The sequence below is a fragment of the Nocardia sp. NPDC058640 genome (assembly GCF_042716995.1).
GTDB lineage: Bacteria > Actinomycetota > Actinomycetes > Mycobacteriales > Mycobacteriaceae > Nocardia.
This window is the reverse complement of sequence record NZ_JBHXRG010000050.1, coordinates 1-21,057: the sequence shown is the minus strand read 5'-3', so window position 1 is coordinate 21,057 and position 21,057 is coordinate 1. Positions and strand designations below refer to the sequence as shown.

Sequence of the window (21,057 nt, the reverse complement as noted above, 5' to 3'; positions counted from 1 at the left end):
CTATTGAGTTCTCAAAGAACACACGCACACACTTCTACCGGCAACTTGTTGTTGGGGTTTCGGTGAGGCAAGAGTTCAAACTTAGCTCAGGAACCATCCCGGAAGCAAGTCCCAGTCGGTGTAACCCTGAACACATGATCGGTCAGGCGCTCATCGTCCTACCTCGTGTCCCTGTACCGTAGCTTCCCTTGCGGGCTAGCTCGTCGGCACCGGGTCGGTGTCCGTGTCGCTCTGACTCGAATAAAGTTACGTGTCGACAATTGCAATGTCAAATCCCCTAGTCAGGGGATATTTTTACGGCGTTCGGGTAGGAAAGGACGCATGGCGAGCGAAGAAAACGGGAAGCGTCGGCGGTTTCGTCGCATCGTGCGGGCCGGACTTGTTGTGGCGGGTGGCCTGGTGTTGGTGACGGCCGGGGCGAACATAGCCACGTGGACTTTGTCGTCGGGCCATAGAAGTGATGTGGCGGCGGCTCCCAGCGCGCCTGTCGTGATTATCCCGGGGGCCAGGGTCGCGCCGGATGGAACGCCGATGGCCTATCTACGGGGACGCCTCGATGTCGCGATCGAGTTGGTGGCGGCGGGCAAGGCGCAACAGATACTGCTGTCGGGGGATGCCGGCGGTACGTCGGGCGATGAGATCGCGTCGATGACGCGCTATCTACAGGAGAAGGGGATCGACCCGTCGATTGTGCGAACCGACGGCGCGGGGCTGTCCACGCGAGAAACCTGCGAGCGGGCCAAGTCGATGTTCGGCATCGACCACGCGATCATCGTGAGCCAGTACCAGCACCTTCCCCGCGCGGTGGCGCTGTGCCGGGCGGCGGGTATCGAGACTGAGGGGGTGGTGGCCTATTGCGACTGCAGGCAGGTCACCGAGATACGCAACAACGTTCGTGAATGGCTGGCAGCGCCGAAGGCCGTAGCTGAGATGCTTCTGCGCTGATCGCGGGCCAGGAGCGCAACGCGGTGACCAACTGACGCCACCGGGGCGACCCGGACTCGTGCGTATTCCGTTGTGCCCCACGATGTTCCGAAGGAATGGGTCGAGAGTTCGTTGATTCGTTCATATGTCCCAGCGTGCGGTGCGCGGGGTCCTCGGGTCAAAGGGTTTTCCGGGCGGACGAAGCGCGCTGCGGGCGCAGCCACGCCGAGTGCCGGTTCGCCCGCGGCGCGGTCGGATACCCGCCTCAGCGGTAGGACCAGCGGCGATGAGGTCGCCACCGCGGAACACAGTGGTCGGGTTGGCGTGCTCGACGAATCGGGATCGCGTACCGTGATCGGGGTTGTCTGCAATGATGGCCGACCGGATTGGGGTGCATCGTGGGCGGTTTCGAGCACGCCGCGCGGCTCGTGCGTTTCTGGCAGACCGTAGAGCTGTTCGGTCCCCAGCTGGTTCCTGACGTCGAGATCGACGGGCTGGTGGTCGATCTCGCGGCTGACGGGCCCGCGCCGTGGGAAAACCTGGCCGCGCTGCCCGCGTTGAGAACCGGGCAGGTGTGGCAGTTCGTTGTGTACGGCGGGCTGTTCGAGGTGGGGCGCGCGCGGGAAGCGCTGGTGCGCACGTTCGGCGAGGATCAGCTCGAGTCCGACGCTCGACGAGCCGGGACCACAGCGGCTTTCGCGGTGACCCTCACCGATGACGGGGTGGTTGTCGGGGGCTCGGCGACCTTGTCGGGGTTGGCGTGGGCCATCAATCGGCTGCGAACGCCGGGACCCGACGACAGCGGCTGGGCCGACGGATTCGACCATGATTGCGCGGCCTTCACTGCCGCCCTGGACACGCTGTCGAGCGACTCGCACCCCGATCTCGAGCAGATGGGTCCGGCGCCGCGATGGCGCGCGCTGGACGTGGCGGGCCCCGGCGTTGCCGCCTCGGTGATCGCGGCGGGCTCGGATGGGGTCATCTCGCCGGGGCTGGCCGGGATGTCGGCGTCGGCTTTCGCGAAGCGGTTCACCGCCGATGGCGAGCTTGTCGAGCCGCCGCGGTTGACCGGTCGCGACCTACAGACCTTCACCGGCGAACTGTGCGCGGCGCTGGGTATCCGCTCGGAGTTGCGGGCCGGCGGTGTGCGGGTGGCGTGCGTGCAGGTCGCGGCGCGCGATGCGGACAACGCTGCTGCCGAGGATCGGCTCAACAGTGGGCTCGAGTCCGACCTGCGCGAGCTCGCGAGGGCGGTGCAGCGCGGCGATGTCGGTGCGGCGCTGCGTGATTACCTCGCGGCGGCGGAAGCGCTACCCGTCGGTTCTCGGATCGATGTTCGTGAACGTCAGGACGCGGTGGTCGAAGGGCTACTGCCGCAGTTCATTCCGGAAGGGCGCTGGCCGGGCGACCCGCTGGTGTCGGGGCAGCAGTTCGCGGTCGATCGCGCGCTGTCCGAATTGCGGGGCGAGTCAGGGATTTTCGCGGTGCACGGGGCACCCGGTACCGGAACCACGACGATGCTCCGCGACCTGCTGGCCGGGATCTTGGTCGAACGGGCCACGCAGCTGGCGGCTTTCGATGATCCGATGGCGGTGTTCGCGGGCGTCACCGAGCAGGTGCAGGTGGCGAAGAACTACACGGTCGGTGCGCATCGGCTGGCGAACTGTGTGACCGGGTTCGAAGTGGTGCTCGCGACCGGTAGCGACACCACCGCCGCCGACGTGGTGACCGAGATCCAGCAGTTGGGCGCCATCGATGAGGAGCTCAATCACTTCACCGATCTGGCCGAACTCGTCGGCGGGAAGCCCGCGTGGGGGTTGGTCGCCGCGGCGCTGGGTGGGCAGCGACGTGCGTTCGCCGAGCAGTTCTGGTTCGGGGATCGGTTCGCGGCGCAGCGGAAAACCGGGACACCCAACGGGGGGATGCTCGACATCCTCAAACAGGCTGAGGCCGATCCGGATTCGATACCGGATTGGTCGACAGCGGTGCGGGACTTCACGACTCGGCGTGCCGAAGTGCGTCGGCTCGCGCAGGAGCGTCAAGACGTTGCCGACGCGGTCGCCGAACTGCCCGCGATGAATGCGGGTTTGGAGTCGATGTCGGCGGAGATCGCCAATGCTGATGACGCACACGCGCATTGGCGGGAACGCCATCAGTTGGCGACCGAGCATCTGCGGGCCGCGCAGGCCGCGCAGCACCGGGCAGGCAAGCTGCTCACCGAGCACGGGGGGACCAAACCCGGGTTCGTTGCTTCGCTGTCGACGGGTTTCAGTGCGGGACGGCGGTGGAGTGCGCGTAGCAATGAGCTACTGCGGGAACGGCATATCGCCGAGGCGGATGTGCGGCGGCGCCAGACCGAGGTCGACTACACGCGGGAGCAGTGGGGCGACGCGGCCGAGCACGGGCGCACGCTGATTCGCGACCACGTCGAATTGACGCAGCGGCGGGCGGCGGCGCTGGACGTCATCGAGCGCGGGCGCGAGAACTGGTCGCGCACAATTCCTTTCGGTGACGTCGCGGCCGATGACGAGCAGTTCCAGCTGTGTAATCCGTGGGCGGACGAGCAGTATGCGGACGCGCGACGTGGGCTGTTCCTGTCCGCGTTGAAGTTGCACCGTGCGTTCTTGCTGAATGCGGCGCCGCGGGTTCGGGACAATTTGATCGTGGCGATCGCGATGATTCGCGGGGAGCTCGCGGTGCAGCCGAAGCCGGAAACCCTGGCGGCGGCGTGGCAGACGCTGTTCATCGCGGTGCCGATGATCACCACGACGTTCACCGCGCTGCCCCGGTTGTTCGCCGGGCTCGGGTCCGAGGCGTTGGGGTGGTTGTTCGTCGACGATGCGGGGCAGGCCGCTCCGCAGTCGGTGGCCGGGGCGTTGTGGCGGGCTCGGCGCGCGGTGATCGTGGGTGATCATCGTCAGCTGGGACCTGTTGGGGCACTTCCCACTTCGGCGCAGGAAGCTCTGGTTCGGCAGTATGGGCTCGACGCGGAATGGATGCCGGATCAGGCGTCGGCCCGGCAGGCGGCTGACCGTGGGGTTCGGTTCGGGACGTGGTTGACGCCGTCGGATTCGGTGGCGCCGGTGTGGGTCGGTACGCCGTTGCGGGTGCATCGGCGCAGCGACCGGCCGATTTTCGAGCTCACGCATCACATCGCCTATGACGACGATCTGCTGGTGTTCGGCACGCCGGACCGACCGGAGTTCCCCGGACAGAACCGGTGGATCGACGTCAGATCCGCACGGGCCGAAGGTAATTGGATTCCGGGCGAAGGCGAGGCGCTTGCCGCGTTGCTCGCGCAGTTGATCGAGGACGGTGTCGCGTCGGCCGATATCCGGGTGATGAGCCCTTTCCGCGACGTCGCGTACGGCGCGCAAGATGTCGCGGCCGACGTGCTCGGTGCGGAGTTCGCGGCACAGCAGGTGGGCACTGTTCATGCGATGCACGGCAATTCGGCCGAGGTGGTCGTGCTGATCCTGGGGACCTCACCCGCTGCCGGCGGGTCGCGACGGTGGGCCGCGACGAATCCGAACGTGCTCAACGCGGCGGTGTCGCGGGCCCGGCGGCGGGTCTACGTGATCGGCAACTACCGATTGTGGAGCAGCCAACGGTATTTCGACGAGCTGGCCCGACGGTGGACGGTGCAGACCGAACAGCTGGTCGATCAGACCGTGAGCCGGTAGAACCGCCAGAAGCCGAAGTCCTCGATCGGCAGGATCTCCACGGCGGTGAAGCCTGCGCTGTCGGCGTACTCCGCCAGTTTCGTGGCGCGCATGACCGTGCCGGTGCCTGCGGAGTCGGCGTGCGCCATGCCGTCGGGTAGGCAGACGAGCAGACTGAACCCGTACATCAGCCGGTCGGTATCGCTTGCGGGAGCGGTGAATTCGGCGTCGACGGCTTCATCCATGATGATCACCGCGCCGCCGGGGCGCAGGGCCTTGCGCATCGCGGTCAGCACGTCGACGGGGTGCGGCATGTCGTGCAGGCATTCGAAGGCGAACAGGGAGTCGTAGGCCGATTCCGGGAGGTCGGTGGCGGCGTCGGCGTGGTGGAAACGGACGCGGCCGCCCAGGTCGGAGGCATTTTCGGTGGCCATCTGCACCGAGGGTTGGTCGATGTCGTAGCCGTCGACCGTCAGGTCGGGGTAGGCGCGGGCCAGCGCGATCGCGGACCAGCCGCCGCCGGAACCGATATCGGCGGCCTTGGCACCGGGGCGCGCGAGCAGGGCGTTGACATCGGCGACGCCGGCCAGTGCGGCGGCGAGGCGCTTCTCGAACCAGGGGCGGTTCATGTCGGACTGGGATTCGCGCATGTCAGCGCCGTATTCGGACCAACCGACCCCGCCACCGTCCCGGTAAGCACGCACGAGCGCGGGCATCTGAACAGCGGCCCCGGCCAGCATCCGGGCGAGAGGCGCCAGGTAATCGAGACTGCTCGGATCGGTGAGCACCTCCGCCGCCCCAGCGGGCAACGCGAACCGTCCGTCCGCGCCCACGGTCAGAATCCCGGAAGCCGCCTGCTGCTCGAGCCACTCCTGCGCATACCGGCAATCCCCACCGGCGCGCGCCGTCAACTCCCCCGCATCGGCGGGCCCACCCGAGACCAACGCCTGATACCACCCGAGCCGATCCCCCAAATGCACCGCCAGAATATCGATCGCACCCAGCGCCGCCTCGAACAACCGCTGCGCGAACTGCTCACTGGTCTGCTCCACCGCACTCACCGGTCATCCTCCTGCGCTCGTTCCAGCGGGCCGATGCCGACCCGCTGAAACGAACTACGCGCGGGCAGGCCGAAAGGTTCAGCAGCTCGCCGAGACTCCTACGGCGAGTCGAACAGCAGGCCGCCGGATTCGACGGTGGTGCCGATGGTGTCGGTGTAGACCGAGTCCTTGGCGGAGTCCATGACTACTACCGGGCAGATGACCGAGTAGCCGGTGGCGGCGATCTTGGTGGGGTCGAAGGTGACGATGGGGGCGCCTGCTTCTACGGTGTCGCCTTCGGTGGCCAGGAGTTCGAAGCCTTCGCCCTTGAGCTTGACCGTGTCTATGCCCAGGTGGACCAGCACGCCGACGCCGTGGCCGAGGATGACGAAGGCGTGGGGGTGGAGTTTGACGATTTTGCCCGAGATGGGGGCAGTCACCATCAGGGTGCCGCGGGTGCGGTCGGGGTCCAGGGCCACGCCGGAGCCGACGATCTGTTCGGCGAAGACCTGATCGGGGACGTCGGACAGGGCTACGACCTTGCCCGGTAGCGGGCTGATCACCGGGATGCTCACAGAATGTCCTCGATGTCGTCGGCGAGGGTGTCGGCTTCGGGGCCGACCACGACCTGCACGACGGTGCCCGACTTGAGCACGCCGTGCGCGCCTGCGGCCTTGAGGGCTGCCTCGTCGACCTTGCTGCCGTCCTTCACCTCGGTGCGCAACCGGGTGATGCAGGCCTCGATCTCGACGATGTTGTCCGCGCCGCCAAGGCCCTGGACGATCGCTTCCGCTTTGGACATGTGTTCTTCCTTTCGGCGGTTGTTGCCGATACCAGTATGGGAGTCTCGGATGTGCGCCACATCATATTTTGCGGTTGACATCTGATCGCCACCTGGTCAAACTGGCAACTGGTTATGACCGGACAGTACCCGTTAGGGTTACCCGCTCACAACAGTTAACCCGGATCGGCCGACATGGCGGTCCGGCTCGCCGAGACCGCCGGGAACCCGGCACGAAGAAGGTCGACATGACTGCTGTTACCGACAGCCCGAAACAAGAATCGAAGGCGTTCGTTGCCTTGCAACGCCTCGGTCGCAGCCTCATGCTGCCGATCGCGGTGCTGCCCGCCGCGGGCATCCTGCTGCGCATCGGCCAGGACGACCTACTCGGTCGCTTCTCCGCGCTCGAGAGCACCGCGTCGGTCATCTCAGCCGCCGGCCAGGCCGTGTTCACCTGGCTGCCGCTGATCTTCGCCGTCGGTATCGCCATCGGCTGGGCCAAGAAGGCCGACGGGTCAACGGCACTGGCCGCGGTGGTCGGTTACATGGTCATCGACGGCGTGTTCAAGGCGATGTCGCCGATCGTGCTCGAAGGAAAAACCGATGCCAAGGACGCGCAGGCGCTGATCAACTACGGCGTCCTCGGTGGCATCGTGATGGGTCTGCTGTCGGCGATTCTGTGGCAGCGGTTCTATCGCACGAAGCTGCCCGATTTCCTCGGCTTCTTCAACGGCAGGCGGCTGGTGCCGATCCTGACCGCGTTCACCGGCCTGGTCGTCGGTGTCGGCATGGCGTTCCTGTACCCGGTCTTCAACTGGGCACTCACCTGGGTGGGTGAGACCGTCGCGGCCAACTCGGTCGTCGGCGGCGGCATCTTCGGCGCGGCCAACCGTCTGCTCATCCCGACCGGTCTGCACCACATCCTGAACTCCACGGTGTGGTTCCTCGTCGGTGACTACACCGATGCCTCCGGCCAGCTCGTGCGCGGCGACCTCAACAGCTTCTTCGCTGGCGACCCGACCGCGGGCACGTTCATGACAGGCTTCTTCCCGATCATGATGTTCGCGCTTCCGGCCGCGGCCTTCGCCATCTGGCGCAACGCGCGTCCGTCGCAGAAGAAGCTGGTCGGCGGCATCATGCTGTCCACCGGTCTGACCGCGTTCGTCACCGGCATCACCGAGCCTCTCGAGTTCTCGTTCATGTTCGTGGCATGGCCGCTGTATGTGGTGCACGCGCTGCTGACGGGTACGTCGATGGCCTTGGTGAACGCGCTGGGTATTCACGACGGATTCACGTTCTCCGCAGGCGCGATCGACTATCTGCTGAACTTCGGCAAGGCGACCAACGCGTGGATGCTGATCCCGATCGGTCTGGGCTACGCGGTGATCTACTACGTGCTGTTCAGCTTCGTGATCAAGAAGTGGAACCTGCGCACTCCCGGCCGCGAGGCGGAAACCGATGTCGAGGCCGGCGCGCCGGACAAGGCTCTGGTCGAAGCGGAGACCGCCGCCGCTGCCACGGGCGATACTCGAACCGACGCGCCCTCGGTCGCCGAAGTCGAAGCCGAGCAGCACACGAAGCTGGACAAGAAACTGGAAGGTGAGTGATTCCATGAACTCCCGCACCGTCATCGTCGGATCAGAGGTCGGGCTGCACGCGCGGCCCGCCGCGAAACTCACCCAGGCCGTGCAGGCCTCGGGGGTGCCGGTGCGGATTTCGATGGGAGGTGGCGAACCGGTCGACGCGGCCAGCGTGCTCGCGGTGATGACGCTGGGTGCGGGCCACGGCGCGCAGGTGACCTTGCACGCCGAGGGTGCCGACGAGGTGCTCGACCGGTTGGCCGAACTCGTCGCTTCGGACCTGGACGCCTGATGCCCGAACTGGTGATCCGTGGCCTGGGCGTGAGTCCAGGCGTGGTGAGCGCGCCGTGGTTGCGGTTCGGCTCGCAACTCGCGACCTCGGCGCAGGATCCGGTCGGCGGCACGGTGGCCGAGGAGTTGGCGCGGGTCGAGGAAGCACTCGGCGGTGTGTCCGACGAGATGGCTGCCAGGGCCGCGCGCGTGAGTGGTGTTGCGGCGGAGATCCTCTCGATGTCGGCGACGATGGCCCGTGACCCGGGCATCGTCGCCGCCGCCGAGAAGGAACTCGCCGCCGGGATGCCCACCGCGCACGCGGTGCACCTGGCGTTCGAAGGGTTCTGCGCCAAGCTCGAGGCGCTGGGCGGGTATATGGCGGAGCGGGCGACCGACTTGCGCGATCTCGGTGGGCGCACGGTCGCGGTGCTGCTGGGTGAGCCGATGCCGGGGATTCCGGAACCGGGATATCCGTTCGTACTGGTCGCGCGGGATCTCGCGCCCGCCGATACGGCGATGCTGGGTGACAGTGACGTGGTCGGGCTGCTCACCACCGAGGGCGGCCCGACCAGCCACACCGCGATTCTCGCGAAGTCGTTGGGGTTGCCCGCGGTGGTGAACTGTCCCGATACCGACCGGCTCGTCGATGACGTGCCGGTGTTGCTCGACGGGACCACCGGCGAGGTTGTGATCGACCCGAGTCCCCTGCGCCAGCGGGCCGCCATCGAGCAGGCCGCGGCGGACAAGGCGCGGATCGCGGCGGCCAGCGGGCCAGGGCACACCGCCGACGGTTCGCCGGTGCAGTTGCTGGTGAACATCGGGACTGTCGACGACGCGGTGAAGGCCGGGCCGGTCGACAGCGAGGGTGTGGGGCTGTTCCGGACCGAGTTCATGTATCTGGGGAAGCCGTCCGAGCCGACTCTGGATGAGCAAACCGCTTCGTACACTGCGGTTCTCGAACAGTTCGCCGGGCGACGAGTCGTGGTGCGCACACTCGACGCCGGGTCGGACAAGCCGCTGCCGTTCCTCGATCTCGGGACCGAGGAGAATCCGGCGCTCGGCGTCCGTGGGCTGCGGATCGGGACGGTGTTCCCGGAAACTCTCGCCACCCAGCTCACGGCGCTCGCTCGCGCCGGCGAGGCGACGGGGGCCGATCTGTGGGTGATGGCGCCGATGGTTGCCACCGCGGATGAGGCTGCCGGGTTCGCCGCGCTGGCCCGGGAAGCCGGGCTGAAGAAGGTCGGGGCGATGATCGAGATCCCGGCGGCGGCTTTGCGTGCCGCGGATCTGCTCGCGCACCTGGACTTCGTCAGCATCGGCACCAACGATCTGAGCCAGTACACCTGTGCCGTCGATCGGATGGCCGGTGGCCTGGCGACGTTGCTGGATCCGTGGCAGCCGGCGGTACTGGATTTGATCGCGATGGTCGGTGCGGCCGGTGCCGCGGCCGGGAAGTCGGTCGGGGTGTGCGGTGAGGCGGCGTCGGATCCGACGTTGGCGCCGGTGCTGGTCGGTCTGGGCGTGACGAGTTTGTCGATGTCGGTGCCCGCGCTGCCCGCAGTGCGCGCGGCGTTGGCCGCGGTGGATATGCAGCGGTGCCAGGATGCGGCCGATGCCGCGTGCGCGGCGCGGAACCCCCAGGCGGCGCGTGAGAGTGTCGCGGCGATCATCGGGCGGTCGTGAAACAGGTTGTTGTCGGTGCGGTCCGGCCGTGGGTCGGATCGTTGGGTGCTGGGCGGCGTCGCCTCTTTGTCGGTGACGCGGGTAGACGGAAGGGTTCGTGGTGAGCGGGGTGGTGCGTGGTCGGCTGGTCGGGACGGCCGAAGACGAAATTGCCGATGGCGTGGTCGAATTCGACGAGGGTCTGATCACCTGGGTCGGTGCCGCCGCGAATTATCCCGACCCCGAGAAACTTCCGGCATCCAGCGACGATCTGGTGCTGCCCGGTCTGATCGACCTGCACTGTCATGGCGGGGCCGGGTTCGGGTTTCCCAACGCCGATGCCGCCGGGGCCAGGGTCGCGGCGGCGCACCATCGCGCTCAGGGCACCACCGGGTTGATGGGCAGTTTGGTGTCGGACCAGCCCGACGTGCTGATCGAGCAGGCGGCGAGGCTGGCGGATCTCGTCGAAGACGGGGAACTGCTCGGGGTGCATCTCGAGGGTCCTTTCATCAATGAGAGTCGGTGTGGGGCACAGGATCCCGCGGCGATCAGGCCGGGTGATCCTGCCCTGTTCGAGCGGATGTACGCGGCCTCGCGCGGGACCGTGCGGTCGATGACGCTGGCGCCGGAGACCGCGCATTTCGACGAACTGCTCGCCGCGATGCGCCGTCACGACGTGCTGCCCAGCCTCGGCCACACCGATGCCGATGCCGCGACTACCTCGTCGCGCATCGCCGAAGCCAGTGGTGGGCCGATCACCGCCACCCACCTGTTCAACGGGATGCCCGCACTGCATCACCGCTCCCCCGGACCGGTCGCCGCGTGTCTGGCCGCGGCCGGACGTGGCGAGATGGTCGTCGAATTGATCGCTGACGGTGTGCATTTGGCGCCCGAGACGGTGGCGATGGTCTTCGACACCGTCGGGGCGGATCAGATCGCGCTGGTGTCCGACGCGATGGCGGCGGCGGGGATGAGCGACGGGGACTACAGGCTGGGTGCGCTGGATGTTCGGGTGCACGACGGGGTCGCCCGCCTGGCCACCGACGACGGGTCGACCGGAGCGATCGCCGGCGGCACCGCTCGACTCATCGACGTGCTGCGCTGGACCGTATTCGTCGCGGGCATCCCCCTGGCCGACGCGGTCACCTCCGCGACTCGCACTCCCGCTCGCGTGCTCGGCCTCGAGGGCGAACGCGGCAGTCTCACCGTCGGCACGCGCGCCGACATCGTTGTCACCGACCAGTCATTGCAGCCGCGACGGGTTTTCGTCGCCGGAACGGAAGGAACCTGATGGAGATCGTGATCCGGGCTGACGAGAACGAGGTGGCGAACACGGTCGCCGATATCGTCGGCGGGTACGTGCAGGGCGGCAACGCCATCCTCGGCTTGGCCACCGGGTCGTCGCCGCTGGGCAGCTACCAGGAACTGGCGCGCCGGTATCGCGAGGGCGAACTGGACTTCTCGACCGCGAGCGCGTTCCTGCTCGACGAATACGTCGGACTGCCCAAAGACCATCCCCAGTCGTACTTTTCGGTGATCCGCTCGGAGTTCGTCGACCATGTGAACCTCGATCCGGCGCGGGTGCTGAGCCCGAACGGGGAAGCGGGTGACGTCGCGGGCGAAGGCCGGCGGTACGACGCCGCTATCGCCGCCGCGGGCGGGGTCGACGTGCAGCTGCTGGGGATCGGGACCGACGGGCACATCGGGTTCAACGAGCCAGGGTCGGCGCTGACCTCGCGCACGCGAGTGAAGACGCTGACCGAGCAGACGCGCAAGGACAACGCGCGCTTTTTCGACGGGCCAGAGGATGTGCCGCATCACGTGCTGACCCAGGGCCTGGGCACCATCAACGAGGCGGGGCATCTGGTGATGATCGCGCTCGGTGCGGGCAAGGCCGATGCGATCGCCGCCGCCGCCGAGGGGCCGCTGTCGGCGTTCTGCCCGGCCTCGGTCATGCAGTGGCATCCGCACGTCACCGTGGTGATCGACGAGGGCGCGGCGAGCAAGTTGAAGTTGGCCGACTACTACAAGTACGCGGTCGCGAACAAGCCTGCCTGGCAGTCGTTCTGAGATGACCGCGCTCGAGTTCGCGGTGCAGGACGTGGCGGGTGCGCTCGGTGCGCGCCGCGTCGGGGCGGATCGGGTGGAACTGTGTGCGGCGCTGGGCAGTACGGGTGGCCTGACGCCCAGTATCGGGACGATCGAGGCTGCGGTGGGGACCGGGGTTCCGGTCCATGTGCTGATTCGGTGCCGGGCCGGCGGTTTCGTGTACGCCGATGCGGCCGAGCTCGCGGTGATGAACGCTGATGCGCGAGCGGCTGTTTCGGCCGGCGCGTCCGGATTGGTGGTCGGTGCGCTCACCCCTGACCATCGAGTCGATGTCGAAGGGTTGCGCCGGGTGCTCGACGGTGTTGCCGTGGATGACATAGAGCTGACCTTTCATCGTGGGATAGATCAGATCCGCGACCGTGAGGCCGCGCTCGACACGTTGATCGCCGGTGGGATGACCAGGGTGCTCACCTCCGGTGGGGCAGCCACCTGCGCCGAGGGTCTGGATGAACTCGCCGCGATGGTCGAGCACGCGGCCGGGCGCATTCAGATCATGGCGGGCGGTGGAGTCACCGTCGGCGATATCCCGGCGCTGCACCGGGTCGGGGTAGACGCGGTCCACCTCTCGGCCCGACGGGTCATCGCGGACGACGGTGGGCCCGGTGGGGGTGGCAAGTCCGGCCAGGAACACCTGGATGAGGAGCTCGCGGCCGCTGCTGCCGCTGAGCTACTCGCCGCGAACCGGTCGGGCCATACAGCCTGAATCAGGCTGCGTAATTCGCCCGCGCGGTTTCGTGCGCGGCGGGCGTGGGGCGTCTCAGGCCCGCTCGGCCAGGATTAACTCCGCTTCGCCCGCATCACAGTCGAACGCCGCTTGTACGGCCGCAACGGCCTTTTCGTGCTCCCCTGCCGCGACCAGATCGTCGATGGCGGCCCACTGGTCCGTGGGCGGCGCGACGGGCGAGTCGAGGCGGCGATCAAGCCGTTCCCACATGCGGGCAACAGTCGGGTCGTCGGGGAGCAACCCGCCCAGATGGGCTTTGAAGTTGGGGTGTTCGGTCCGGTACATCCCCATCCAACTGCTACCCGGCGGACTGGCTTCGGCATTGGCCGTGCGGTCGGCGAGCTTGAGGATCACCGCGCGCGGATGGGCGACGATCTTGTCGTAGGCATTCTGGTTTCGGGCCTTGCGATCGGGGCCGACACCCGTGACCGCCCACACCAGATCGAGAACCGCACGGCCGAAACGGGATTCGACCTCATCCGCGGTAACCGGGGTGTCCTCGACGACATCGTGCAACCACGCCGCCTGCGCGAGTTCACCGTCGTAGCCGAAATCGCGCAGAACAGCCCGAACGGCCGCGAGGTGAGTGACATAGGGATGCTCGCCATACCGCTGATCGCCGTGTGCCGCGACGGCGAACTCCCGCGCCTCGGCTTCGCGCTGGTCGACAACCTGCTGATCGAACTCCATGTCACACCCCCGTGCTCGAATCTGATCCTGTTGCGACCGACCCTAGCCGAGGGCACCGACAAGTATTCGAATCAGTCGTGTACCAGCGGTTTCACCGCAGTCAGGATGCCCGTCTGGTCACGGCTCCGGCTGTAACTGAGGTCGAGGAAGCCAGCCGCCTCGACCCGCTCGATGTAGTGGCGAATGTCGACGTCGACGAACGGGTCCCGGCCGAGGAACAGCGAGAAGGCCGCCCGTATGCGGGGCGACGGTGACGCGTCGGCGAGCAGTAGCCGCCCGCCCGGCCGCAGCACTCGCCACATCTCGGCGATCGCGGCGTCGCGCTGCGCTTCGGGAATGTGGTGCATGACGAAAGTGCAGGTGACGACATCGAATTCGGCATCGGACACGGGCAGGTCCTGCGCAGGACCAACTTCGTAGCGGTGGTACGCAACGCCATCCCTGTTGTCCTCCACCGCCGTGACCGAAGGGTCGACGCCGACGGCAACTCCGGTGGGGCCGACCGCCGTCCCGAGCGCACGAACGAGCTTGCCCGGCCCACAACCGATATCGAGCGCACGCCAACCGGGCCCAGCACCGGACAGTGCGACGAATTCGGCGAGCAGACGGCGATGCCTGCCGAGGAAGAACACCGCGGTGAACAGGTTGTAGCGACGCAGACCTTCGATGACGAGGCCGGTGTCGGCATCATGGACGAACATGGGGGTGAGAAGCTGATTTCGGGTCATGCCTTCATGGTCGGACGTGGGCGCGCGCGTCACCAGGAGCAGAATCGTCGTCGGTGTCCGTTATCGAACAGATCCGGGAAAACCGTTCAGGAGGAAGCGATGGCGCAACACCCGGATCGTCGGGTTCGACGCACCAGGGACACGCTGCACCAGGCGCTGATCGAGCTGATGATCGAGCGCGGCTACGACAAGGTGACCGTGCGCGACATTATCGGCCGCGCCGACGTAGGGAGATCCACCTTCTACGCGCACTACCGCGACAAGGACGACCTACTGCTGGTCAGCTGCACCGAATTCCTGCGTCGCGAGATCGCGCGCACGAGCACGCCCGGTTCACCCCTGGCTCCCCTGCGGGTGATGTTCCATCTGGCCGCGCAATATCCCCAGGTGTACGGCCCGCTGATCGGGCCGAAGGCGACCGCAACCGTCGTGCGCGCCTACCAGCAGTGCGTCACCGAACTGGTCGGCGAACTGCTCGGCGACCAGCCGACGGGCACCATCGCGTTCCTCTCGCATGGGTTGATCGGCATGCTGGGCACCATGATCGACCCCACCGCGCCGACACCACCCGCACAGGCCTGGCAGCGGTTCGAGACACTCGCGCTGTACGGGCTCAGCGGCGCAGGTCCGGCCACGGTGGGCGACGCAGGATCGCCAGCGCCACAATGACTCCGGTGAGCAGGCCGATCCATTCGCCCAGCTGCGCGATGCGCGTGGCGTCGACGGCGGGCGTCCATTGCGCGTGCCCGTCATGGACCACGAACAGTCCGATCGGACGAGGATGTCGCAGCAGACCCCCGCCGCGCGAGACCGTGATGATGGTAGTGCCCTCGGCCGTGTCGATCGGCTCGCCGAACACCATCGGCGGCTCGACCACGAGCTGTTCGAGGCGGTCCCTGATCGTCATCGCGTCCCCGTCCCGTCGTTCGGTAGTGCCGTCGAACATACGCGTCCGACGCCGGTGCCGTCGGATACGAACCCAACTGGGAGAGGGTTGCGGAAATATATAGATCGGTCTAGTTTTGGGCGGTGGGCAAAAAGGGAGCCGAGACGCGGTGCAAGTTGATCAGGGCGACACGGTCGCTGATCGAGTCGCATGGGTACTTCGGTGCCGGGCTCAACCAGATCGTGCAGGACAGCGGTGCACCGCGCGGCTCGCTGTACTTCCACTTCCCCGGCGGCAAGGACGAACTGGTCGTAGCGGCACTGGCCGACAGTGGCACCGACATCGCGGCGATCATCCGCACGATCGAGGCGACCGATGCCCGTGACTTCGCGCGAAAGATGTTGGCACTGTTGGGCGATCAACTGGAAGCCTCGGAGTGGACCATCGGATGCCCGGTGGCGACCGTCGCGTTGGATACCGCGGCTACCAATGATGTTGTGCAGCAGGCCTGTTCGGCGACCTACCGGCAGTGGGAAGACGCCATCCGCGAGCGGTTGGTCGGATTCGGGCATCCCGAGCCCGAACGGCTCACCACCGTGGCACTGGCGCTGATCGAAGGCGGGCTGGTCCTGGCTCGCACGCACCGCTCTCGCCAACCGCTGCTCCACCTCGCCGACACCATCGACACTCTGATCTGAGCTCGCCTCCTTCCTCGAACCACCTCTCGGTTCAAAATATGTAAATCGGTCTACTGAAAGTAGGGCACATGGCTCACACCGACTCGATCGTTTTCGGCGCCGCCGGATTCATCGGCCGCTCACTGGTCGCCGAACTGCTGCGCACCGGGCACACCGTCACCGCTGCGTTGCGGGCGGGCAGCCAGGATCGGCTGCGGACCTGGCTCGACGGGCACGGTGTCGACTCGACCGGCCTGACCATCACCACCACCGATATCGGCGAACCGGATCTCGCGCTGGGCGACGACATCCACGGAGTGCGCGATGTGTACAACGCGGCCGCACTGATGAAGTTCGGGCTCGATGCCGAGGTGGCGCGGCGGGTCAACCTCGACGGTGCGGTGTACGTGCTGGAATGGGCTGCGCGACAACCAGATCTGCGAAGGGTCGTGCACATCAGCGGCTATCGCACCGTCGAGGACGCAGGCGAACAGGATTACGGCAACGGCGCGTACGAGGCGTCGAAAATCGAAGCCGACGGCACGCTGCGACGCATCGCTGCCGAACGTGACATCCCGCTGACCGTGGCGAATCCGTCCGGGGTACTCGGGCCCGGACAGTACTTCGGGCTCTCCGACATCATCGACAACCTCTGGCGGGGCCGGTTGCCCGCGCTGCCGGGGTCCGCCGACACCTTCGTTCCGGTGGTCGACCTCGACTATGTGGCGCGGTTCATGGTGGGGCTACCCACTGTGCCCGATACCGCCGGCAAGTCCTATGCGCTGCTGGATGCCACGACTCCCGCACTGCCGCAACTGATTCAGCTCGTCGCCGAGCACCTCCACGTGGATCCGCCGCGATTCACCCTGCCGACCGCGTTGGTCCGCCGACTGCCGCGGGCACTGACGCACGCCGACCCCGAAGCGCTGCATTTCATCAGCAGCGACCGTTACGACACCAGTGCCAGCGATGTCGTCGCGCGACGGCTCGGCGTCAGTCATCCGCCGGTGGGCGACCTGCTGCGCACCTACGCCGACCAAATCGTCGCCAGTCGCAACGGCGCCGTCACACCCACACCGAAATCTGGTTTCCGCGAAGGGACTTGGATTGTCGGCGAACAGGTCGATCCGGAATATGTGTTGCTGCACGGGATTCCGGTCGACAGTGACTCGTGGGACGACGTGGCTCGCGAGTTGGACGTGCCGGTACTGGCGGCTGACCTGCCCGGTCTCGGCCGCTCGGCGGCATCCTCGGGGTCGATCGGCGACTGGATGGACCAGTTGATGGCGCCGGTACGGACTCGACCGGTTATCGTCGGCCATTCGTTCGGCGCCTGGCCCGCCATCGAATTCGCGCTGCGCCATCCCGATCGGGTGTCGCGACTCGTGCTCATCGCGCCGGCTTTCCTGCAGCGCCCCGCCTCGCGACTGACGGGTTCGCCCCTTGCCGCCGAGGTCGTCAAGCGCATGCCGATGGCGAAATTGGCTGCCCAGCTGGGCATTCCGGAGGGGCCTGCCGTCGCGTCGGCGGTAGCGAATCTACGTCGGCCCGGCGTCGCTCAGCGCACCTTCGCCGCCCTGCGCGCAGCCGGTGCCACGCGAGACGAACTCGCCGCGAAACTCGCGCTGGTCACGGTGCCGGTCGACATCATCGTCGGCGCACAGGATCCACTGACCGAGCCGACCGACCTACCTGTCACCATCATCGCCGACACCGGCCACTACCCGCACCTGACCCATCCCGATCAGGTCGCACAGGCCCTTCGAAGCGAAAGGACCACCGCCGCAAGGTAGCTGCGAACTCAACCGGCCGACAGCTCGATGCGAAGTGCGGGGTCGTTCAGCATCTCCGGTGGCAGGGCGATGGTTTCCTCAGTTCGCCACCGTGCGTGCCAATTCGGAACGCCACCAGGCATATTCAGCTCTCGGCGGGTGGTGAGCAGTGGTAGGTCGAGTCGGGCTGACGTGACGGTGACGGTCGCGTTTGTCGGCGTGTGCGACCAGACGTCGTCGACCGCGTTGGTGATGCGGACGCCGAGTCGGTGGCCGGGGGCCAGGCGGGCGTCTTGCCAGAGCAGGCGGATGTCGGATTCTGGGTGGACGGGGGCGATGCCTCGGGTGATGACTGTTGCGCGGCCGTCGGGGGCGATGTCGTAAAGCTCCAGTGCGACAGTCGCTTCCGATGGTCCGGAGAGTGTGAGGGCGGCGGTTGCGCGGCCTGCTAAGTGGACGGGTTCGGTTACCGGAGCCGAGATCGACCAGATTTCCCGGTCCGTGCCGGGCAGTAGGCCGCGATCGTTGTAGGTGCCGGTGCGCAGTGCGACGGATGTGCGGCGGGAATCCGAAGGCGGCCAAGCGTTTTCACTGCGCCAGCCACCGTCGAACTGGCCGACGGTCACGGGCGGGCCCGGCACGACTACGTCGGCGCCCGCTACGTGTCGGTCCAGGAAAGCGTAGAGCTCCGAGGCGAATTGGGGTGTTCCGCATTTTTCGCGACAGTCCGAGTGGCCCCATTGGCCGAACCAGGCGCGGTGCTCGCCGGGGCCCCTGGCTTCCCACGCGTCGATGATCCGGTCGGCGCGCGTGTTGGAGTCCAGGAAGCTCTGGGCGAGGAACATCGGTGTGGTGTTGCCGCGCACGGCCTCGAGCATGTCGCGCTCACGCCACTTCGGGTTCGCGCCGTTGTGGTCGGTGGTCAGGGCCAGGTAGTCGGCGGCGCAGTCCTGGGTCATCGCCACGGCATTGGCTTTGTACTCGTCGCTGTCCGCCGGATGACCAGGAGTCGACGCGATCGCCAGGTGTTCCACACCCGCGGTGTCGGCGGGTCGAATTCCGTCGTCGGTCAACGGTTTTCCGCCGAACTTCCACGAAGTGCCCTGCATGTAGAGATACGAGTACGGATCCACGACCGGCGCGAACGCCGCCACCGCCGCCAACCCCTTCGGCTTCGCGGCCAACGCCATCATCCCGGTCCACCCCTCATAGGACGTCCCGACCACCCCGACCCGCCCCGTCGACCAAGGCCGACTCGCCGCCCACTCCACCGCGGCCGCCACATCCGACATCTCCCCCGGCCCGCCGTAGTCGGGACACCCGTTCGACCCACCGAACCCACGCAGATCGACGATCACATACGTGTAGCCCGCTCGCAGCGCCCACTCCACAGGCAGATTGTCGGTCGACGGCCCGCCCGCAGGTCGCGGCAGACTCAGATACGCCAGATGCGCGCGATAAGGACTGGCCGTCAACAACACCGGAGTCCGCACCTCAGCCGCGATCCCCTCCGGCCGCAGCACATCCGCATGCAACCGAGTCCCATCCGGCGCGTTGAAATACTCCTGCGTCCAGACGTACCCCACGTTCACCGACTCCGCCGACACAGGCGCGGCAAGCCCGAACACCAACGCCACACCGACCACAACCCGCGTCACCATCAAGCCCCATCGCACTCATGGACTATTACCGGTACTCGCCGCGGAGTCCAGCCCCGACAACCGGGGGCCGTCGCGGGTCGGCGAGGTAGCCAACCACGCGAGGTCTGCACCGGACGCGCGCGGCGTTGCGAACACCGGGCAGGATTACCAGCGCCCGAGCGACTGTCCGCCACCCTCTCGTCGACGCACGCGCGGCACTGGCCGACTCTGTTGCGCGACGAGCATGACCGACGATGTCGGCGGCTTCTCAGACAGCGCTTCCCTGACGCGCTGACAATCGGGTGGAGGTCGACCTGGTCAGGCGGTCGACGGCCAGCTGGTCGAGGCTGAATCGTCCCGGCCCCATCAACGCCACGGCCATCGATGCCGCGGCCAGGATGAGGACGAATTCGTATCCGCCGTTCTCGGCGAAGAATCCGTTCGACGCGTGGACGAAGATCCACGCGCCACCCATGATGAACACGTAGCCGGCCGCGACGATGCGGGTGAGAGCGCCCGCGATGAACAACAGCGAGCCGAAGGCCAGCCAGATCGGCACGAACCGACCGCTCACCTCGTTGAGGGGTATGCCTGCTTCGCCCTGCATCGCGACGATGGTGGAAAGCCCGGTCCGGAGATCATCGATCCCGTGTACCAGGAACACACTCGCGAGCCCGAGCCGCAGCACGAGCTTTCCTGCGTCAGTGACCAGTGGTGAACTCTCGGTGAGCAATTCGGTCTTCATTGTCGACCTTCCGTGCCAGGTGGATCCGATTTTTCGAACATGTCCATCGCACCAGGAAATCGGCTGCTCAGGAAGGACAGATCGGGTTGCCGCCGATACCCTCGAGGTATGGGAGATCTCGAGGTGAGAGAGCTTCGATACTTCGTTGCCGTCGCCGAGCACTCGACTTTCTCGGGTGCCGCGGCGGCACTGGGAATGGCGCAGCCACCCCTGTCGCGGGCGATCCGGCTACTCGAACGGCGACTGGGCGTCGACCTGTTCGTTCGAAGTGCGCAAGGCGTCACGTTGACCGACGCGGGACAGACGTTGCTCGACGAGTCGTTCCACGCGCTGGCCGCGATCGGGGCGGCGGCGGCCCGGACCCGGCGCGCGGGACTCACACAATCGACGCTGATCGCGACAGCCAAACCTGGAACAGCGTCCGGCCTGTTGCGGCGCGCCGTCGACGCGTTCACCGAGACGCACCGAAGTCCGGTGGTGGAGATCCTCGTCGCGGGCTACCGCGGGCAGACCAGCATGGTGCGCGACGGCCGTGCGGACGTCGCGATTGTCGGCTCGCCGTTCGACAGTCGCGGTCTGGCTGTCGAGGTGCTGTCCGAGGAGCCCCGCGTCGCGGTGGTCGCCACCGACCACCGTCTCGCTACCCGGCGCGACCTGCGGTGTCGAGAGCTGCTCGGCGAGACCATCCCGGTATTCCCCGACGCCACCCAGGACGAACGCCTCTATTGGTCCGGCCGGGACAGGGTCGGCGCGGGCAGCCCGCTCGAAGTCGCCACCTCGGTCGAAATCTCTACCACCGACGTAGGCGATATCACCCAGGTCATCGAACTCGTCGCGCTGGGACACGCGGTCGCCCTGTTGCCACAGTCTGTGGCGAATGCCTATCCACGCGCGGACGTAGTCCACCTCCCTACCGTCGACGCGAGCCCGTATGTGAGCTCGATCGTATGGCCACAGGGGTCGAGGTCGCGATCGCTGGCCGAATTCGTCCGCTGCACCGTCGAATTCGCCGGACAGGAGCAGGCACAACTGCACCGAGGCGCATCCTGACCCGAATCACGCAGTCCGGCAAGGATTTGCGCGGATACACGAAAATCCCCTCCAGCACAGGGCGGGTTCACGCGGTCGTCGCAACACTCTCGATTGAGAGGTTGCGACGACCGT

At 67.0% G+C, this 21,057-nt stretch carries 20 protein-coding genes; 12 read left to right on the top strand and 8 right to left on the bottom strand.

Features of this window, described 5'->3' with window-relative positions; genetic code table 11:
* Window positions 1-321 precede the first annotated feature (321 nt).
* Entirely contained in the window at window positions 322-945 is a 624-nt protein-coding gene (locus ACFWU5_RS28280) for a vancomycin high temperature exclusion protein (RefSeq protein ID WP_379269897.1), read from the top strand.
* A 377-nt stretch (window positions 946-1,322) separates the two neighbouring features.
* Entirely contained in the window at window positions 1,323-4,607 is a 3,285-nt protein-coding gene (locus ACFWU5_RS28275; protein WP_379269896.1) for a DEAD/DEAH box helicase, read from the top strand.
* On the opposite strand, the gene ACFWU5_RS28270 is transcribed toward ACFWU5_RS28275, so the two are convergent.
* The 3 genes from ACFWU5_RS28270 to ACFWU5_RS28260 form a co-directional block, all read right to left on the bottom strand.
* Entirely contained in the window at window positions 4,589-5,647 is a 1,059-nt protein-coding gene (locus ACFWU5_RS28270) for a class I SAM-dependent methyltransferase (protein ID WP_379269895.1), read from the bottom strand. The two genes, ACFWU5_RS28275 and ACFWU5_RS28270, sit on opposite strands and share 19 nt — an antisense overlap.
* A 98-nt stretch (window positions 5,648-5,745) precedes the next feature.
* Window positions 5,746-6,201 (bottom strand): PTS glucose transporter subunit IIA, encoded by a 456-nt coding sequence (locus tag ACFWU5_RS28265; RefSeq protein WP_379269894.1) that lies wholly within the window; start codon window positions 6,199-6,201, stop codon window positions 5,746-5,748.
* On the bottom strand, window positions 6,198-6,428 hold the full coding sequence (locus ACFWU5_RS28260) for a glucose PTS transporter subunit EIIB (RefSeq protein WP_101469146.1): 231 nt from the start codon (window positions 6,426-6,428) through the stop codon (window positions 6,198-6,200). The genes ACFWU5_RS28265 and ACFWU5_RS28260 overlap by 4 nt, the downstream gene beginning before the upstream one ends.
* A 227-nt stretch (window positions 6,429-6,655) precedes the next feature.
* Between ACFWU5_RS28260 and ACFWU5_RS28255 the strand changes: the two genes are divergently transcribed.
* The 6 genes from ACFWU5_RS28255 (at window position 6,656) to ACFWU5_RS28230 (ending at window position 12,734) form a co-directional block, all read left to right on the top strand.
* Window positions 6,656-8,014 carry a PTS transporter subunit EIIC gene (locus ACFWU5_RS28255; protein ID WP_379269893.1) on the top strand — a complete coding sequence of 453 codons (1,359 nt, stop codon included), beginning with the start codon at window positions 6,656-6,658 and terminating at the stop codon, window positions 8,012-8,014.
* A 4-nt stretch (window positions 8,015-8,018) separates the two neighbouring features.
* Window positions 8,019-8,279 (top strand): HPr family phosphocarrier protein, encoded by a 261-nt coding sequence (locus ACFWU5_RS28250; protein ID WP_379246907.1) that lies wholly within the window; start codon window positions 8,019-8,021, stop codon window positions 8,277-8,279.
* Window positions 8,279-9,943 (top strand): phosphoenolpyruvate--protein phosphotransferase, encoded by a 1,665-nt coding sequence (ptsP, locus tag ACFWU5_RS28245; RefSeq protein ID WP_379269892.1) that lies wholly within the window; start codon window positions 8,279-8,281, stop codon window positions 9,941-9,943. Before ACFWU5_RS28250 ends, ptsP begins: the two co-directional genes overlap by 1 nt.
* Before the next feature lie 97 nt (window positions 9,944-10,040).
* Entirely contained in the window at window positions 10,041-11,213 is a 1,173-nt protein-coding gene (locus tag ACFWU5_RS28240) for an N-acetylglucosamine-6-phosphate deacetylase (RefSeq protein WP_379269891.1), read from the top strand.
* Entirely contained in the window at window positions 11,213-11,992 is a 780-nt protein-coding gene (nagB, locus tag ACFWU5_RS28235; RefSeq protein ID WP_379246901.1) for a glucosamine-6-phosphate deaminase, read from the top strand. Before ACFWU5_RS28240 ends, nagB begins: the two co-directional genes overlap by 1 nt.
* A 1-nt stretch (window position 11,993) precedes the next feature.
* Complete coding sequence (locus ACFWU5_RS28230) at window positions 11,994-12,734, top strand: copper homeostasis protein CutC (RefSeq protein WP_379269890.1); 741 nt, start codon at window positions 11,994-11,996, stop codon at window positions 12,732-12,734.
* A 54-nt stretch (window positions 12,735-12,788) separates the two neighbouring features.
* On the opposite strand, the gene ACFWU5_RS28225 is transcribed toward ACFWU5_RS28230, so the two are convergent.
* Together ACFWU5_RS28225 and ACFWU5_RS28220 are read right to left on the bottom strand one after the other, a co-directional pair.
* Window positions 12,789-13,445 carry an HD domain-containing protein gene (locus ACFWU5_RS28225; protein ID WP_379269889.1) on the bottom strand — a complete coding sequence of 219 codons (657 nt, stop codon included), beginning with the start codon at window positions 13,443-13,445 and terminating at the stop codon, window positions 12,789-12,791.
* A 71-nt stretch (window positions 13,446-13,516) separates the two neighbouring features.
* Window positions 13,517-14,173 (bottom strand): class I SAM-dependent methyltransferase, encoded by a 657-nt coding sequence (locus ACFWU5_RS28220; protein WP_379269888.1) that lies wholly within the window; start codon window positions 14,171-14,173, stop codon window positions 13,517-13,519.
* Between the two features lie 99 nt (window positions 14,174-14,272).
* Between ACFWU5_RS28220 and ACFWU5_RS28215 the strand changes: the two genes are divergently transcribed.
* Entirely contained in the window at window positions 14,273-14,842 is a 570-nt protein-coding gene (locus tag ACFWU5_RS28215) for a TetR/AcrR family transcriptional regulator (RefSeq protein WP_379269887.1), read from the top strand.
* Here the strand turns inward: ACFWU5_RS28215 and ACFWU5_RS28210 are convergent.
* The gene (locus ACFWU5_RS28210) at window positions 14,787-15,080 is read right to left on the bottom strand and encodes a hypothetical protein (protein WP_379246891.1); all 294 of its coding nucleotides are present in this window, start codon (window positions 15,078-15,080) and stop codon (window positions 14,787-14,789) included. The genes ACFWU5_RS28215 and ACFWU5_RS28210 overlap by 56 nt on opposite strands.
* 122 nt (window positions 15,081-15,202) lie before the next feature.
* On the opposite strand from ACFWU5_RS28210, the gene ACFWU5_RS28205 reads away from it, so the two are divergent.
* Both ACFWU5_RS28205 and ACFWU5_RS28200 read left to right on the top strand, forming a co-directional pair.
* The gene (locus ACFWU5_RS28205; RefSeq protein ID WP_379246889.1) at window positions 15,203-15,757 is read left to right on the top strand and encodes a TetR/AcrR family transcriptional regulator; all 555 of its coding nucleotides are present in this window, start codon (window positions 15,203-15,205) and stop codon (window positions 15,755-15,757) included.
* A gap of 68 nt (window positions 15,758-15,825) precedes the next feature.
* Window positions 15,826-17,529, top strand: coding sequence for an alpha/beta fold hydrolase (locus ACFWU5_RS28200; protein WP_379269886.1), 1,704 nt, complete (start codon window positions 15,826-15,828; stop codon window positions 17,527-17,529).
* An 8-nt stretch (window positions 17,530-17,537) separates the two neighbouring features.
* Here ACFWU5_RS28200 and ACFWU5_RS28195 read toward each other — a convergent pair whose 3' ends face one another.
* Both ACFWU5_RS28195 and ACFWU5_RS28190 read right to left on the bottom strand, forming a co-directional pair.
* A complete protein-coding gene (locus ACFWU5_RS28195) occupies window positions 17,538-19,169 on the bottom strand; it encodes a CocE/NonD family hydrolase (protein WP_379269885.1) in 1,632 nt (543 codons plus the stop codon).
* Window positions 19,170-19,416: 247 nt separating this feature from the next.
* The gene (locus ACFWU5_RS28190; protein ID WP_379269884.1) at window positions 19,417-19,893 is read right to left on the bottom strand and encodes a DoxX family protein; all 477 of its coding nucleotides are present in this window, start codon (window positions 19,891-19,893) and stop codon (window positions 19,417-19,419) included.
* Window positions 19,894-20,016: 123 nt separating this feature from the next.
* On the opposite strand from ACFWU5_RS28190, the gene ACFWU5_RS28185 reads away from it, so the two are divergent.
* Complete coding sequence (locus tag ACFWU5_RS28185; RefSeq protein WP_379269883.1) at window positions 20,017-20,943, top strand: LysR family transcriptional regulator; 927 nt, start codon at window positions 20,017-20,019, stop codon at window positions 20,941-20,943.
* Window positions 20,944-21,057: the final 114 nt, after the last annotated feature.

What these genes read in the sequence shown, in the direction of transcription:
- ACFWU5_RS28280 (WP_379269897.1), top strand. Translation starts at nt 322, where the DNA reads ATGGCGAGCGAAGAAAACGGGAAGCGTCGGCGGTTTCGTCGCATCGTG.
- ACFWU5_RS28195 (WP_379269885.1), bottom strand. Translation starts at nt 19,169, where the DNA reads ATGGTGACGCGGGTTGTGGTCGGTGTGGCGTTGGTGTTCGGGCTTGCC.
- ACFWU5_RS28220 (WP_379269888.1), bottom strand. Translation starts at nt 14,173, where the DNA reads ATGACCCGAAATCAGCTTCTCACCCCCATGTTCGTCCATGATGCCGAC.
- ACFWU5_RS28255 (WP_379269893.1), top strand. Translation starts at nt 6,656, where the DNA reads ATGACTGCTGTTACCGACAGCCCGAAACAAGAATCGAAGGCGTTCGTT.
- nagB (WP_379246901.1), top strand. Translation starts at nt 11,213, where the DNA reads ATGGAGATCGTGATCCGGGCTGACGAGAACGAGGTGGCGAACACGGTC.
- ACFWU5_RS28250 (WP_379246907.1), top strand. Translation starts at nt 8,019, where the DNA reads ATGAACTCCCGCACCGTCATCGTCGGATCAGAGGTCGGGCTGCACGCG.
- ACFWU5_RS28230 (WP_379269890.1), top strand. Translation starts at nt 11,994, where the DNA reads ATGACCGCGCTCGAGTTCGCGGTGCAGGACGTGGCGGGTGCGCTCGGT.
- ptsP (WP_379269892.1), top strand. Translation starts at nt 8,279, where the DNA reads ATGCCCGAACTGGTGATCCGTGGCCTGGGCGTGAGTCCAGGCGTGGTG.
- ACFWU5_RS28200 (WP_379269886.1), top strand. Translation starts at nt 15,826, where the DNA reads ATGGCTCACACCGACTCGATCGTTTTCGGCGCCGCCGGATTCATCGGC.
- ACFWU5_RS28260 (WP_101469146.1), bottom strand. Translation starts at nt 6,428, where the DNA reads ATGTCCAAAGCGGAAGCGATCGTCCAGGGCCTTGGCGGCGCGGACAAC.
- ACFWU5_RS28215 (WP_379269887.1), top strand. Translation starts at nt 14,273, where the DNA reads ATGGCGCAACACCCGGATCGTCGGGTTCGACGCACCAGGGACACGCTG.
- ACFWU5_RS28190 (WP_379269884.1), bottom strand. Translation starts at nt 19,893, where the DNA reads ATGAAGACCGAATTGCTCACCGAGAGTTCACCACTGGTCACTGACGCA.
- ACFWU5_RS28210 (WP_379246891.1), bottom strand. Translation starts at nt 15,080, where the DNA reads ATGACGATCAGGGACCGCCTCGAACAGCTCGTGGTCGAGCCGCCGATG.
- ACFWU5_RS28225 (WP_379269889.1), bottom strand. Translation starts at nt 13,445, where the DNA reads ATGGAGTTCGATCAGCAGGTTGTCGACCAGCGCGAAGCCGAGGCGCGG.